The sequence below is a fragment of the Bifidobacterium sp. KRGSERBCFTRI genome (assembly GCF_025908335.1).
Window position 1 is genome coordinate 1,797,405 of sequence record NZ_CP109653.1, and the last position, 14,091, is coordinate 1,811,495.

Annotated in this window: 13 protein-coding genes; 1 reads left to right on the forward strand and 12 read right to left on the reverse strand. The window is 60.9% G+C overall.

All coding sequences use genetic code 11. The annotated features are described in order from the left end of the window. Window positions 1-54: 54 nt before the first annotated feature. The 12 genes from OGI63_RS07680 to map form a co-directional block, all read right to left on the reverse strand. Window positions 55-990: an ABC transporter substrate-binding protein gene (locus OGI63_RS07680; protein WP_011742923.1), complete on the reverse strand. Its 936-nt coding sequence runs from the start codon at window positions 988-990 to the stop codon at window positions 55-57. Between the two features lie 110 nt (window positions 991-1,100). Further along, window positions 1,101-2,048 carry an ABC transporter substrate-binding protein gene (locus OGI63_RS07685; protein WP_011742922.1) on the reverse strand — a complete coding sequence of 316 codons (948 nt, stop codon included), beginning with the start codon at window positions 2,046-2,048 and terminating at the stop codon, window positions 1,101-1,103. 126 nt (window positions 2,049-2,174) lie between these two features. Beyond that, window positions 2,175-2,654, reverse strand: a complete 480-nt coding sequence (gene smpB, locus OGI63_RS07690; RefSeq protein WP_003808431.1) for an SsrA-binding protein SmpB — start codon at window positions 2,652-2,654, stop codon at window positions 2,175-2,177. A 128-nt stretch (window positions 2,655-2,782) separates the two neighbouring features. Beyond that, window positions 2,783-4,207 (reverse strand): CHAP domain-containing protein, encoded by a 1,425-nt coding sequence (locus tag OGI63_RS07695; RefSeq protein WP_172458545.1) that lies wholly within the window; start codon window positions 4,205-4,207, stop codon window positions 2,783-2,785. 87 nt (window positions 4,208-4,294) lie between these two features. Beyond that, a complete protein-coding gene (ftsX, locus tag OGI63_RS07700) occupies window positions 4,295-5,218 on the reverse strand; it encodes a permease-like cell division protein FtsX (protein ID WP_003808425.1) in 924 nt (307 codons plus the stop codon). Next, the gene (gene ftsE, locus OGI63_RS07705) at window positions 5,218-6,456 is read right to left on the reverse strand and encodes a cell division ATP-binding protein FtsE (protein ID WP_003808422.1); all 1,239 of its coding nucleotides are present in this window, start codon (window positions 6,454-6,456) and stop codon (window positions 5,218-5,220) included. Before ftsE ends, ftsX begins: the two co-directional genes overlap by 1 nt. Before the next feature lie 23 nt (window positions 6,457-6,479). Further along, on the reverse strand, window positions 6,480-7,610 hold the full coding sequence (gene prfB / locus OGI63_RS07710) for a peptide chain release factor 2 (RefSeq protein WP_003808420.1): 1,131 nt from the start codon (window positions 7,608-7,610) through the stop codon (window positions 6,480-6,482). A gap of 184 nt (window positions 7,611-7,794) precedes the next feature. After that, complete coding sequence (locus OGI63_RS07715) at window positions 7,795-7,926, reverse strand: hypothetical protein (protein WP_003808418.1); 132 nt, start codon at window positions 7,924-7,926, stop codon at window positions 7,795-7,797. Between the two features lie 57 nt (window positions 7,927-7,983). Then, window positions 7,984-8,463 (reverse strand): 23S rRNA (pseudouridine(1915)-N(3))-methyltransferase RlmH, encoded by a 480-nt coding sequence (rlmH, locus tag OGI63_RS07720; protein WP_033499393.1) that lies wholly within the window; start codon window positions 8,461-8,463, stop codon window positions 7,984-7,986. A 49-nt stretch (window positions 8,464-8,512) separates the two neighbouring features. Next, window positions 8,513-9,505 carry a 2,3,4,5-tetrahydropyridine-2,6-dicarboxylate N-succinyltransferase gene (gene dapD / locus OGI63_RS07725; protein ID WP_264308986.1) on the reverse strand — a complete coding sequence of 331 codons (993 nt, stop codon included), beginning with the start codon at window positions 9,503-9,505 and terminating at the stop codon, window positions 8,513-8,515. Between the two features lie 141 nt (window positions 9,506-9,646). Further along, window positions 9,647-10,942, reverse strand: a complete 1,296-nt coding sequence (locus OGI63_RS07730) for a citrate synthase (RefSeq protein WP_011742919.1) — start codon at window positions 10,940-10,942, stop codon at window positions 9,647-9,649. Between the two features lie 140 nt (window positions 10,943-11,082). Beyond that, window positions 11,083-11,856 (reverse strand): type I methionyl aminopeptidase, encoded by a 774-nt coding sequence (gene map, locus OGI63_RS07735; RefSeq protein ID WP_011742918.1) that lies wholly within the window; start codon window positions 11,854-11,856, stop codon window positions 11,083-11,085. Between the two features lie 130 nt (window positions 11,857-11,986). Here map and OGI63_RS07740 point away from each other — a divergent pair, with 130 nt between their 5' ends. Then, window positions 11,987-14,077 carry a M13 family metallopeptidase gene (locus tag OGI63_RS07740; protein ID WP_021913637.1) on the forward strand — a complete coding sequence of 697 codons (2,091 nt, stop codon included), beginning with the start codon at window positions 11,987-11,989 and terminating at the stop codon, window positions 14,075-14,077. Window positions 14,078-14,091: the final 14 nt, after the last annotated feature.

Consider the following 14,091-nt stretch of genomic DNA (forward strand, 5'->3'; position numbering starts at 1 on the left):
GGCATCGATCTATATACGTCCGATGCCCCTACGCCCGCAGCGTCAGTGCGCCGATCAGCCCAAATCGGTCGGGTTGATCTCGGCCTTGTCGACGGCGCCGGATTCGACGCCCCAATGCTTGAGGATCTTCATGTACGTGCCGTCATCCATCAGCTTCTGCATGGCCGCCTGCACCGCCTTGGCCGTGTCGGAATCACCCTTCTTGATGGCCACGGCCTCCTTGGTCACGCCGACGTCCTCACCGAGGGCCTCAAGCTGGTCGTCGGTCTGGGAGATCGCATAACCCGCGACCGGCGAATCGGCGTAGAACACGTCGGCCTTGCCGGTGACGACGTTGGTGGTCACATCGGTCTGCAGCTTGTTGGACAGGATCTGGATGTCAAGCTTGTTGTCCGCCTTGCACTGTTCGGCGCCCTTGTTGACTTCCTCCTCCTGTGTGGTGCCGGTCTGCACCGCGATCTTCAATCCGCACAGGTCGGACGTGTCGATCTTGCCTGGGTTGCCCTTCTTGACCACCCACGTGGAACCGGCCTTGAACATGCTGACGAAGTCGACGGCCTTCATGCGTTCCGGGGTAATGGTGAACGACGAGACGCCGATATCGTACTTCGAACCGATTGATGGAATGATCGAATCGAAATTCGACGTCTGCGGATCCGCCTCGAGGCCGAACGTTTTCGCTAACGCCTTGACGATGTCCACGTCGAAGCCGACCGGCGTCTTGCCGTCCGCGGCCAGGAACTCGGCCGGCGCGTACGACGTATCCATGCCGACGGTCAGCTTGCCGTCCTTGGTGACGGAGGACGGCAGCATCTTGGCGATCTTCTCGTCCTTCTTCACGCCGGACACGTCGTAACCGGTGGTCGACGACGAATTCGAATCGACGGAAGCTTGGGAATCCGTTTTGTCGGAGGTTCCGCAGGCTCCCATCGAGACGACCATCGCCGCGCTCAACGCGAGCGCCGCCCAACCTTTCAGGTTCCTCATCATGGCAAGTCCTCTCTTCAACCCAGCCAAATCAACCAGCCAAACGTGGCTATGGCATAACCTAAGAGCGGATTGCTACGAGCGTATTAACGGACGCAAAAGTTCCGAAACAGTCACTCGTTGGTGCCGGGGGTGTTGATCTCCGGCTTGCTGATGGCACCGTCCTGAACACCCCAGTACTTGAGGATCTTCATGTAGGTGCCGTCGTCGATGAGCTTCTGCAGGGCCTTCTGCAGGGCCTCGTCCATCTGCTGGTCGCCCTTCTTGACGACGATGCCTTCCGGGGCGATGCCTTCGGTCTTGCCAAGCGTTTCGAGTTCGCCGTCGGTCTGCGCGATCGCGTAGCCGGCGACCGGCGAATCGGCGTAGAACACGTCGGCCTTGCCGGTGACGACGTTGGTGGTCACATCGGTCTGCAACTTGCTGGAGATAACGTCCATCTCCGCCTTGCCATCGGCCTTGCATTGCTTGGCCATCTTGTTGGCGGCGGTCTCCTGCATGGTGGCGGTCTGCACGGCCACCTTCTTGCCGCACAGATCGGACGTGTCGACCTTGTTCGGGTTGCCCTTCTTCACGGCCCATGCGGAGCCGGCGTTGAAGTGGCTGACGAAGTCGACCGCCTCGAGGCGTTCCTTGGTGACGGTGAACGACGAGATGCCGATGTCGTACTTGGCGCCGACGGCCGGAATAATCGAATCGAAGTTCGCGGTTTCCGGATCGGCCTCAAGACCGAACACTCCGGCCAGCGCCTTGGCGATGTCCACGTCGAAGCCGACCGGCGTCTTGCCGTCCGCGGCCAGGAATTCGGCCGGCGCGTACGACGTATCCATGCCGATGGTGAGCTTGCCGTCCTTGTTCACATAATCCGGCAGCATTTTGGCGATCGCGTCGTCCTTCTTCACGCCGGAAACATCGTAACCGGTCAGTTCGCTGGACTTCGAACTGGATTTCGACGCCGAGGCGTCGCTGTCGTCGCTGGTGCCGCATGCCGCGCCGGTGGCGAGCATGGCCACGCTCAACATGAACGCGGCGGCGGTTTTCAGGGCTTTTCCTGCTTGCATGTTCCCTCTCCTATGGATTCATATCGGCCTGTTCAGCCGAACCGTATCCTAGCGTAAAGAGGGTGTGTTACAAAAATTTTCCTGAATCGGCGTTCTTTCACTATGTGAAACCGGAATTTTTCCGATTTATCGCACCTGCTTGTTGGCGTATCGCATGGCTCGCAGCGCCTCACGCTTGTCCTGCTCCTCGCGAAGCGACTGGCGCTTGTCGAATTCCTTCTTGCCTCGGGCGAGCGCGATCTCGACCTTGACGCGGCCGTCTTTGAAATACAGGCTCAGCGGAATGATGGTGAATCCCTTGGCCTGGGTTTGGCGGGCCAGCTTGTCGATCTGCGCCGCATGCAGCAGCAGCTTGCGCTTGCGCTTGGGTGCGTGGTTGTTCCACGTGCCGTTGAGATATTCGGGAATGTTGGCTCCCTCAAGCCACATCTCCCCACGACGGTCGATGGTGATGAACGATTCGGCCAGCGACGCCCGTCCTTCACGAAGCGACTTCACTTCGGTGCCGGTCAACACGAGACCGGCCTCATACTTGTCTTCGATGGCGTAGTCGTGACGCGCCTTCTTGTTCTGCGCGATCGGTTTGGTTCCCTGTTCCTTGGCCATGTCGGACCTCCTTCCCGGTTCTTTCGATCAGTGTATGCAACGCGACTCCGTCGACCATATCACGAAAGCGCGTCGCCCGACGATGCGGACGGCGCGCTTGCCGTGGTTTCATGTCTGGAACGGAACCGTCAGTAGTGGACGTACTGGTAGGCTCCGGCGTTGGAGATCGTTTCCCAAGCCGGGAACGTCGCGAAGCCAGTGCCGCCTTCGGAGATCAGAACCGAACCGTCGGCGTTCACGCGTTCCACGACGGCCACGTGGCCGTACTGCCAGTCGGCGGTCCAATGTCCGCCTACGCTTTGGCCGCGCGCGAACACCATCGCCGCGCCGACATGCGGGGTGTTGTTCACCAGGTATCCGAGTCCACGAGCGGTATTGGCCCAATCGGCGCCGTTGCCCATGTAGGAGCCGACCGGAAGGCTCAGCTGGGAACGCCTCAGGTATGCCCACAGCGTGCACTGGCGGGACGGATACGCGGCACCGCCGACCGTGTTGCCGGTGTTGTGTCCGTAGCAGTATCCGGAACCGGCCGGGCAATTGCCGGGCACCGCATAGTTCATGCCGCCGGCGCCGCCGGAATTGTTGTTATTGGGCGTCGGAGCCGGCGCAGGTGCAGGCGCGGGAGCGGGATTGTAGTTCGTGTTGTTGTTCGGACGCGACTGCTGCTGGTTGTTATTGGGGTTGACAGCGGCGTTGTTGGAATTGTTGTACTGGTTGTTCCATGAATCGATCTGCGATTTCATGGCGACGATGTCCGCCGCTTCCTTGGCGCTCTGCGTTGTCAGCTGGCTCTTCTGCGATTCGAGCTTCTCACGTTTCACCGTGCCCTCGTCACGCAGCTTCTGCAGGGCGGTCTGCTTGGCGCTGGCCTCGCTTGCCGCCTGCTGGGCGCTTGCCGCCTGCTGGTCGGCCTGCTCCTTGAGCTGAGTGATCTTCTGTTCGATGGCGCCCAGACGGTCCTTACGGTTCATCGACGTGTTCAGCTCGTTCGCCGCGTCGGTTGCCGCGTTGGATTCGCTTCGCGTGACCGCGGCCTGCGACTGCATCTTGTTGACGAAATCGTCGGCGGTCGTCGAATCGGTGACAAAATCCAGCACATCCGACGTACTGGAGCCGTGGAAGCTTTCGCGGGCGAGCTGCGCGACGGCGGCCTTGGCGTCATCATAGTCGGAGCCGGTCTGTTTGATCTGCTCCTCAAGGTTCGCCTTGTCCTGCTGGGCCGCTTGCAACCGCTGCGTGGTCGCTTCCGCCAGGCTCTGCGCCTGTTCTGCCGCCTGCTGGGCAGATTCCGCGGCCTCGACCGCCGCAGGAATCTGGTTGTCGTTCAAATCGGCCAACTGCAGAATCGTGTCGGCGAGATCGCTGCTCACGCCGACAAGCTGCGACTTCAGCTTGGCGTGGTTCGACACCTTCGCCTGGTATTCCGACATGCTCACGGCATGCGCCTGCGGAGCCGGCGCGACGACGACCGCGACGCCGCCGGCGCAGAACATAGCCGAAGCAAGCATCAGTCCAACGATGGGCCGCACCTGTCTCGTCATTTTCCTAGACATGTATTCCCTTCCCGAAATCCACCTATTTCGACATTGTATCCAGCAAACTTCAAATATGCTGAACATCTCGTTCAGCACTCCGCCGGTTTATGCCTTCAGGTACTTCCTCAGCGAGATGCTGGACGCGACGATCGACAGCACGACGGCTCCCACCACAAGGGCCGGTGCAAGCAGCCATACCGTCTTCTGGTTGATCAGAGGCATCCACTGCACGCTCTTCGACAGCCAATCCGTGATGAACAGCTTCACCATGGCGCTCAACGTTCCGCAGGCGAGCAGCGAACCAATCAGCGACGCAAACACGCCTTCCAACACGAACGGCAGGCGGATGGTCCAGTTCGAGGCTCCCACCAGTCGCATGATCTCGGTCTCGTTCTTACGCGAGGCGGCACTCATGCGAATCGTCGTGCCGGTCAGCATGATGGCCACCAGGATCATCACGCCGGCGAGCGCCACGGTGACCGCCGTCGCACGGTTCAGCACCGAGAAGACCGGGTCGAAGATCTTGCGTTGATCCTGCACTTCCTCGACACCGGTGCGGCCGCTCAACACTTCGGATACCACTTGGTATTTGGTCGGGTCCTTCAGTTTCAGACGCAGCGACCCCTGCATGTCGGCGGCGGTGAGCACGCGTCCTTGGTATTCGCCGTTCGGATACTGCTTGAGGAAGGTGTTCTTGTAGAAGTCCTCACGGCTCACATATGTGATTTTGGAGACGATGTTGCCGGCTTCCTCGTTGATCACGTTCTCCAGATCGACGATCTCCTGGTTGGAAGGCGCCTTGCCCGACGAGCAGGACGCCGCCTGGCTGGCACCGTCCGGGCACAGCCATACGACCACTTCGACCTTGTCGTACCATTCGCCCTTCGCGGCGGTGATCTGTGCCTGCATCAGGCCGGATACGCCGATGAACAGGAAGGAGATGAATGTGACCAGCATGACGGAGATGATCATTGAAACATTGCGCTTGAGGCTGTTCCATGTTTCGGAAAGGATGAAACGAAAACGCATCAGTCGTGCTCCTTGGTGTCCTCAGGGTTTTCATCGGACGGTGCCGGCGGGACGGGCGGTTCGGGCGGTGTCGGAGGCTCGGTTTGGGTCGGTGGAACGGGCGGTGCAGGCGGAGCGGACAGCGCCGATGCTTCGTCGGCACCAGTCTCGGAGGCATCATTTTCAGCGGAGGTCTTGGCCTGTTCGTTCCGTTCGGTTTGCTCGGCCTGTTCCTGGTCGGCCATCTGTTCGAGGCTCAGTCCCTTGCCCCAGGTCAAGGTGGTCTCCACTGACGCGAAGGCCTCGCCGTAACGGCCGGTGCGTCCGGAATGCACGGATTTGGCAAGACGGGCGATGCCGTCGTTCCCCTGTCCGTCATGGACGGCAGCGGCGACCACATCCACGGCGTTCACCACGGTTTCGGCGCGCGTCGCGCCTTCCACGTCGACGGTGTCGTCAGGAGCGTTCGTTGAATCGATGGCGTTCTGTCGACGGTATTTCGCGTTCGGGTCGGAAGTGCCCAATGCCTGGTGCGATTTCGACTCGACTTCGGCATCCGGGAAATACAGCGCGGAATCGTAGGATCCCTGCTGCTCGTCGCGCACAATCTTGCCGGTGTGCAATTCGACCACGCGTTTGCGCATGGAGTTGACGATCTCTTCGTTGTGTGTGGCCATGACGATGGTGGTGCCGGTACGGTTGATGGCGTCCAACACTTCCATGATGCCCAGCGATGTGGTCGGGTCGAGGTTGCCCGTAGGCTCGTCGGCGAGCAGGATCTGAGGATGGTTCACATACGCCCTTGCGATGGCGACGCGTTGCGCTTCGCCGCCGGACAGCTCATGGGGGTAGTTGTTTTCCTTGCCCGTGAGCCCCACCGTCTGCAGTACTTTGGGCACCAGCGATTTGATGGTGGAACGGCTTGTGCCGATCACTTCAAGTGCGAAGGCGACGTTCTCCCATACCGTCTTGTTGTTGAGCAGCTTGTAATCCTGGAAGATAAAGCCGATCTGCCGGCGATAATGCGGCACCTGCCGTGCGGACAGGCGTCGCAGATCGTTGCCGGCGACGCGGATCTCGCCATCCGTGGCTTCCTCCTCGCGAAGCAGCAGGCTCAGCAAGGTGGTCTTGCCGGAACCGGACGCGCCCACAAGAAAGACGAAATCACCTCGATCGATGTCAAGACTGATGTCATCCAATGCGGGACGCGTGCCCTTTGGATAGACTTTGCTCACATGTTCAAGCGAGATCAGCGCCATCGTGTTTTCCCTCCGCCTATCGCTTAGGCTTCTTGTTCCTCGGCTGCCGCGCGACGCTGTTCGTGACGCCAGCGGATGCCGGCTTCGATGAACTCGTCGATGTCGCCGTCGAAGACAGCCTGGGTCTGCGAGGTCTCATACCCCGTGCGCAGGTCCTTGACCATCTGGTACGGATGCAGCACATACGAGCGCATCTGGTCGCCCCAGCTGGCCTTGATGTCTCCGGCGAGCTCCTTCTTCTTCTTGGCTTCCTCCTCGTGGCGCAGCACCAGCAGTCGGGACTGCAGCACGGCCATGGCGGCGGCGCGGTTCTGAATCTGAGAGCGTTCGTCCTGCATGGTCACCACGATGCCGGTCGGGATGTGGGTGATGCGCACCGCGGAATACGTGGTGTTCACGCCCTGTCCGCCAGGACCGGACGAGCAGTAGGTGTCGACGCGGATTTCGGAATCCGGCACGTCGATGTGATCGGTCGCTTCGACCAGCGGAACCACTTCCACGGCGGCGAAGCTGGTCTGACGGCGGCCCTGGTTGTCGAACGGGGAGATACGCACCAGACGGTGGGTGCCACCCTCCACGCTCAGTCGCCCGTATGCATACGGGGCGTCCACCTGGAACGTGGCCGACTTGATGCCGGCTTCTTCCGCGTAGGAGGTGTCCATGACCTTGGCCTTGTATCCGTTGCGTTCCGCCCAACGCAGGTACATGCGCAGCAGCATCTGCGCGAAATCGGCCGCATCCACGCCGCCGGCGCCGGAACGGATCGTCACCACGGCGGAACGTTCGTCGTATTCGCCGTCAAGCAGCGTCTGGATCTCCATATCGTCGAGATCCTTTTGGATGCTTTCGACTTCGGCCTTCGCCTCGGCCAACGTGTCGGCGTCCTCTTCCTCCTGGCCAAGCTCGACCAGGGTCTCCACGTCCTCGATGCGCTGGTCGGCGGATGCCAGACGCTTGAGCTGCGACTGCACCGCGGACAGCTTGCTGGTCACTTTCTGTGCGTTTTCCGGATCGTCCCACAATCCGGGTTCGGCCGCTTTCACTTCAAGGTCCTTGGCCTCGGCGGTCAGTCGATCGACGTCGAGGGCCTTGGAAATGGACTCGTATTTGGCGCGCGCTTCGCTGATCGCCTCGGAGTAATCAAATTCTGCCATCGTTTACACCATACATTTCTATTACGTTCCTGACTATTCTGACATGGAGCCGTCCACGGCTCCCGCACAATCCATAAGGTTTTTCCACGTGCCCACATCCATTTCCCACATGGACGGACCGCGAACCTGTCCGCACGCATACGGGAAACCGGGGCCCGTTTCGGATCATACGGGCCCGAAGGCGTCAAAGCCCCGCGTAGATCGCAGGAATGACCAGACTCAGCAGCATCGCCGCGGCGATGACGATGCACACCGTGCGCACCATGGTGCGGCGACGGCGTTCTCGCTGCTCGCGTTCGTCCCTGTAGTCACTCATACGCGCCACTATACCGGCTCGCCCCTACTTAGCGTTTCTTGCGAAACGCCTCGAAAATCACTTGTGGTAAGGTTCTCCGGCGTTGATTTTGTATGCGCGATAGATCTGCTCCAGCAGAATCACCCGCATCAGCTGGTGCGGGAACGTCATTTTGGAAAAGCTCAGCAGGTAGTCGGCTCGTTTGAGGATCGCGGGGTCGAGTCCCAATGAGCCGCCGATGATGAGCTGGATATGGCTGGTGCCGTGGAGTCCGAGGTCGTTGATTTTCGCGGCGAGCTGTTCGCTGGTGAGCTGCTTGCCTTCGATGGCGAGGGCGATGACGAACGCATCGTCACGAATATGTTTGGCGATGCGTTCGCCCTCTTTGGCCTTGATCTGCCGTTCGAGTCCGTCGCTGGCATGCTCCGGTGTCTTCTCGTCGGCCACTTCGACGATGCCGAGCTTGCAATACCGGCCCAGTCGTTTCGAATATTCCGCGATGGCGTCGCGCAGATACTTCTCTTTGACCTTGCCGACGGTGATCAGTGTGATTTTCACGAGTTTCCTCTTGCGGAGAGCGCGGATGACGCTCTCCGCCATTCCGTTTTCAGTTCTTGTGGAGTTTCTCGTTGAGCTCGATGCCGGTCTTGCGGTAGCGCGCCTCGATGCGGCCGGACACGGAGTTGCGGATGAACAGGATGTTGTCCTTGCCGGACAGTTCGGCGCCCTTGACGGTTTCGAGCGGTTCGCCGGCGGCGACCTTGGCCTTGTCGTAGATGGTGACCTTGGTGCCGGCGGTGACGTACAGGCCCGCTTCGACCACGCAGTTGTCTCCCAGGGAGATGCCGATGCCGGCGTTCGCGCCGAGCAGGGAGTGCTCGCCGATGGAGTTCTTGAGCTTGCCGCCGCCGGACAGGGTGCCCATGATGGACGCGCCGCCGCCGATGTCGGAGCCGTTGCCGACCACGACGCCTTGCGAGACGCGGCCTTCGACCATGGAGACGCCGAGGGTGCCCGCATTGAAGTTCACGAAGCCGGCGTGCATGACGGTGGTGCCTTCGGACAGGTGCGCGCCCAGTCGCACGCGGTCGGCGTCGCCGATGCGCACGCCGGTCGGCACGACGTAGTCGACCATGCGGGGGAACTTGTCAATCGACAGCACGTTCACATCGACGTGCGGCGCCAACACGGCTCCGGACTGTCGGGTGGCGGCCATCACGTCAAGCTTGCGCAAAGCGAAATCATCGACGGCGAACGGACCGTAGTTGGTCCACACCACGTTGTTGAGCTTGGCGAAAATGCCGTCGAGATTCAACGTGTTCGGCTTGGCCAGACGCATGCTCAGCAGGTGCAGACGCAGATAGGCGTCGGCGGCGTCCTCGATCGGCTCGTCCAGCTTGGACACGGTGAACACGGGCATGCGGCGCACGCCACGCGCGTCGGCCTCGTCATGCGCGATGGCGCCGAAGTTGTGATTCGGACGCGAGGTTTCAGCCGGAGCCTCGCCCAACGTGAGTTCCGGATACCACACGTCAAGGGTGTTGCCGGCCGCATCGATGCTTGCCTGACCCCAACCCCATGCGGTGCGCTGTTCAGTCATGTGTACGCTCCTTTGACCATGCCGGAGCCGTAGACCGGTTCCAGCGATTCGTTAGGTTCTTTCGTTCCTTGAAACACTGTAGCGGCAAGCCATGGCAGGCGCATGCGCACGTCCGAAACCGGAGCCGCGTGTCAATATCGTTCAGTGGCGCTGGTCCATCGGCACGTAATCGCGTTCCGTGTAGCCGGTGTACACCTGGCGCGGACGGCCGATCTTCGTGTTCGGGTCGGCGAGCATCTCACGGTACTGCGCGATCCAGCCGGGGATGCGGCCCAACGCGAACAGCGTGGTGAACATGGACGGATCGAAGCCGATCGCACGGTAGATCAGTCCCGTGTAGAAGTCGACGTTCGGATACAGATGACGAGACACGAAGTAATCGTCGCTCAATGCGATCTGCTCCAGTTCGGTGGCCACGTCGAACAGCGCGCGCTCGTCCGCCGGCAGCTTCAGCGTGTCGGTGCGTTCCATGATCTTCTGCAGATAGGTCTTGGCGATCGCCGCGCGCGGATCGTACGACTTGTACACGCGGTGGCCGAGGCCGGAGATGCGACGCCCGTTGGCCTTCGCGTCCTCCACGAATTCCTTGACGGTTTTGCCGGAGTCGCGGATGGCCTTGAGCTGGCGGAGCACCGCCTCGTTGGCGCCGCCGTGCAGCGGGCCGGACAGCGCGTTGATGCCGGCCGCGACCGCGGAATACAGGTTGGCGTGCGCCGAACCGGCGATGCGCACCACGGACGTGGAGCAGTTCTGCTCGTGGTCGGCATGGATGATGAGCAGACGGCCAAGCGCGTGCACATACAGAGGATCGGATTCGAACGGCTCATACGGCACGGCGAAGCACATGCGCAGGAAATCGTCGACATAGCCACGCGAGTAGTCCGGGTACAGCATCGGCTCATCGCGACGGCGGCGGAAGATGTAGCTGACGATGGTGCGCGCCTTGGCCATGATGATGGTCGCCGCTTCGTCCAGCTGGTCGGAATCGTTGATGTCCGTGGTGTCCGGGTAGAACGTGGCGAGCGCGTTGACCGCGGACGCCATCACACTCATCGGATGCGCGGTGCGCGGGAAGGAGCCCATGAACGTACGGAAGTCCTCCCCCACCATCGTGCGGTGGTTGATGTCGGAGATGAAACGGTCGTACTGGTCCTTGTTCGGCAGTTCGCCGTGACGCAGCAGCCAAGCGACTTCAAGGAAGTCGGACTGCTCGCACAGCTGCTCGATCGGATAGCCGCGATAGCGCAGAATCGAGTTCTTGCCGTCGATGTACGTGATTTTCGATTCGCATTGCGCGGTGGTGAGGAAACCGGGGTCGAGTGTGACCCAGCCATCATTGCGCAGCGTGGACACCACGATGCCGTCCGCGCCCGCCGTGGCTTCGACCACCGGCAGGGTGAAGTCCTTGGATTCCACACTCAGATTGGCTGTGGCCATACTCGTTCGCTCCTTACCAGTTCAAAAAGTACCGCCCACTATATGGCATGCGCGTTTCGATATGTGGGTTCCGTCTCAAAACGGGCATGAAAAAACGGGCTGTGCGTAATCGCACAAGCCCGTTTTCATAAGGTTTTGGACTAGTCGCGGACGGTGAGGATCACCGGACCGTTTTCGGTGATGGCGATGGTGTGCTCGCTGTGTGCGCCACGGGAGCCGTCCTCGCTCTTCAGCGTCCAGCCGTCCTTCGGATCCTGGTAGATCTCGTCGGTGGTCTTGAGGAACCACGGTTCGATGGCGATGACCAGGCCCGGACGCAGCTTGTAGCCGTGATGCGCCTTGCCGTCGTTCGGCACGTGCGGATCGCCGTGCATGATATGGCCGACGCCGTGTCCGCCGAACTCCAGGTTGATCGGGTAGCCGTATTCGCGTGCCACGTCGCCGACGGCGCAGGAGACGTCGCCCAGACGATTGCCCGGCTGAGCGGCTTCGATGCCGGCCGCCAAAGCCTCTTCGGTGCACTTGATCAGGCACAGGTCGTCGGGATGCTGCGTGCCGACGCAGAAGCTGATGGCGGAATCCGCGACCCATCCGTCGACGTTGATCGCCAGATCGAGGCTGACCAGATCGCCGTCCTTCAGGTTGTAGTCGTACGGAACGCCGTGCAGCACGGCGTCGTTCACGGACGTGCAGATGTAGTGCGCGAACGGACCGGTGCCGAAATCAGGCGCATAGTCGACGTAGCAGGACGAGGCGCCCTTGCGGTCCACGATGCGCTTGTGGACGAATTCGTCGATTTCCAACAGATTGGTGCCGACCTTGGTGAATTCCTTCAGGTCGCGCAGGATGCCGCCGACGAAGCGGCCTGCGGGCTTCATCGCTTCAATCTCTTTAGGGGTTTTCAGTTCGATCATGCCTTCAACCCTACTTCGCGGGCCATACACCGGCGAACGATGTTCTCCTTTCTGTATTCCACCTTGCGTTCCACCCGAATATTCGATTCGAATACACGATGTTGTCACCAAAGATGGATAGTGTGAAGCCATGAACAACACTTCGAATTCTTTGGTTTCGGGTATCGATCCGGCATCGTTCTCCGCCGTGACCGGCCCGTCTCAGGACTTGTTCCGCTTCGTCAACGGCCCGTGGGTCGACATGTACCGTCTTCCCGACGACCGTTCCCGGTATGGTTCCTTCGACAAGCTCGCCGAGGATGCGGAAAACCAGATCCGCGACATCCTTGAAGAGGATGATTGCCCAGCCGTCAAGTCGCGCGCTTTGTACCATAGTTTCCTTGACGTCGATGCCATCGACGCGGCCGGACTCGCCGCCATCGAAGACCAGTTGGCTTCCATCGACGAGGCCGAAGACAAGGCCGCGCTCACCCGCGCGCTTGGCGCCATGAACCCGACCGGCGGTCCAGACCTGATCGGCATCGCCGTTTACGGAGATCCGGGAGCGCCGGAGACCAATGTCGTGCACATCGAACAGGACGGTTTGGATCTGCCGGACGAGGCCTACTACAGGGAAGACCATTACGCGCCAATCCGTGAGGCGTATGTCGAGATGGTCGCCAAGCAGCTGAAGAACGCGCATCTTGCGGCCGATGACGAGGATGCCCATGCGCAGGCCAAGCGTTTCCTTGACGTGGAGACGCGCATCGCGGCGAACCATTGGGACAACGTGTCCACGCGCGATTCGGTGAAGACCTATAACCCGACGGATTACGCCGACCTGTGCGCCATGCTCGCCGATGTTGACCTGGACGCTTGGATCGACGCCTGGCAGAACGCTTACGACGCGACCACCGCGGCTGCCGTGCAGCCGTTGGATTTCCGCGGCTGTTTCAGCCACACGATCGTGCATGAGCCAAGCTTCCTCACCGGACTCAACGCGTTCTGGAAGGAAGCGTCGCTGGATGATCTCAAGCTGTGGGCCCGCGTGCATGTGGTGATCGGCTCCACATTGGAGCTTCCCCACGAATTCGACGAAACGAATTTCGACTTCTACGGCAAGACGCTGTCCGGGCAGAAGGAGCAGCGTGTGCGTTGGAAGCGTGGCGTCTCGCTGGTCAACGGCATCTGCGGCGAGGATGTCGGCCGCGAATACGTGAAGCGTCACTTCCCCGAAACCTCCAAGCAGCGTATGGAGCAGCTGGTCGGCAATCTCATCGACGCCTACCGTGTGTCCATCTCCAATTCCACTTGGCTTGGCGACGAGACCAAGGCCAAGGCATTGGAGAAGCTGTCCAAGTTCGTGCCGAAGATCGGCTACACGAACCATTGGCGTGACTATTCCGCGCTGGATGTGCGCGAGGACGCCGGCTTCGCCCAGAACATGCGTGCCGCGAACCTGTATGAGACCGGCTACCAGCTGGCCAAGGTGGGCAAGGCCGTCGACAAGGACGAATGGCTGATGAATCCGCAGACGGTGAACGCCTACTATGAGCCGTCCATGAACGTGATCGTGTTCCCGGCCGCCATTTTGCAGCCGCCGTTCTTCAACCCGGATGCCGAGGATGCCGCGAACTACGGCGGCATCGGCGCGGTGATCGGCCATGAGATCGGCCACGGTTTCGACGACCAGGGCTCGCAATACGACGGCGACGGCAAACTCAACGACTGGTGGACCGAAGAGGACAAGGCCAATTTCAAGGCGCTCACCCAGAAGCTCATCGACCAGTACAACGAGTTCGTGCCGACGCAGCTCGCCGAAAAGTATTCGGATGACCCGTCGAAGGCCCCTCATGTGAACGGCGCGTTGACCATCGGCGAGAACATCGGCGATTTGAGCGGTGTGAACATCGCTCTCAAGGCCTATGCGTTCGCTCTCGATGAAGCGGCCGGCCGCGGCAAGGATGGTTCCACGGAAGCCATCGAAGCCGCGCTTGCCGATGCTCCTGAAATCGACGGCTTCACCGGCCTGCAGCGTTTCTTCCTGAGCTACGCTTCGATTTGGCGCACTAAGAATCGCGACGAGTTGGCGGAGCAGTATCTGCAGATCGACCCGCACTCCCCCGCCGAATGCCGTACGAACGGCATCGCCCGTAATGTGGACCTGTTCCACAAGGCGTTTGGCGTGCAGCCCGGCGACGGCATGTGGCTCGCACCGGAGCAACGCGTGCGCATCTGGTAACAGGCCATGCCAGC

Bases quoted from the DNA above. Each gene is read 5' to 3' on its own strand.
- OGI63_RS07680 (WP_011742923.1), bottom strand. From the start codon at position 990: ATGATGAGGAACCTGAAAGGTTGGGCGGCGCTCGCGTTGAGCGCGGCG.
- OGI63_RS07685 (WP_011742922.1), bottom strand. From the start codon at position 2,048: ATGCAAGCAGGAAAAGCCCTGAAAACCGCCGCCGCGTTCATGTTGAGC.
- smpB (WP_003808431.1), bottom strand. From the start codon at position 2,654: ATGGCCAAGGAACAGGGAACCAAACCGATCGCGCAGAACAAGAAGGCG.
- OGI63_RS07695 (WP_172458545.1), bottom strand. From the start codon at position 4,207: ATGTCTAGGAAAATGACGAGACAGGTGCGGCCCATCGTTGGACTGATG.
- ftsX (WP_003808425.1), bottom strand. From the start codon at position 5,218: ATGCGTTTTCGTTTCATCCTTTCCGAAACATGGAACAGCCTCAAGCGC.
- ftsE (WP_003808422.1), bottom strand. From the start codon at position 6,456: ATGGCGCTGATCTCGCTTGAACATGTGAGCAAAGTCTATCCAAAGGGC.
- prfB (WP_003808420.1), bottom strand. From the start codon at position 7,610: ATGGCAGAATTTGATTACTCCGAGGCGATCAGCGAAGCGCGCGCCAAA.
- OGI63_RS07715 (WP_003808418.1), bottom strand. From the start codon at position 7,926: ATGAGTGACTACAGGGACGAACGCGAGCAGCGAGAACGCCGTCGCCGC.
- dapD (WP_264308986.1), bottom strand. From the start codon at position 9,505: ATGACTGAACAGCGCACCGCATGGGGTTGGGGTCAGGCAAGCATCGAT.
- OGI63_RS07730 (WP_011742919.1), bottom strand. From the start codon at position 10,942: ATGGCCACAGCCAATCTGAGTGTGGAATCCAAGGACTTCACCCTGCCG.
- map (WP_011742918.1), bottom strand. From the start codon at position 11,856: ATGATCGAACTGAAAACCCCTAAAGAGATTGAAGCGATGAAGCCCGCA.
- OGI63_RS07740 (WP_021913637.1), top strand. From the start codon at position 11,987: ATGAACAACACTTCGAATTCTTTGGTTTCGGGTATCGATCCGGCATCG.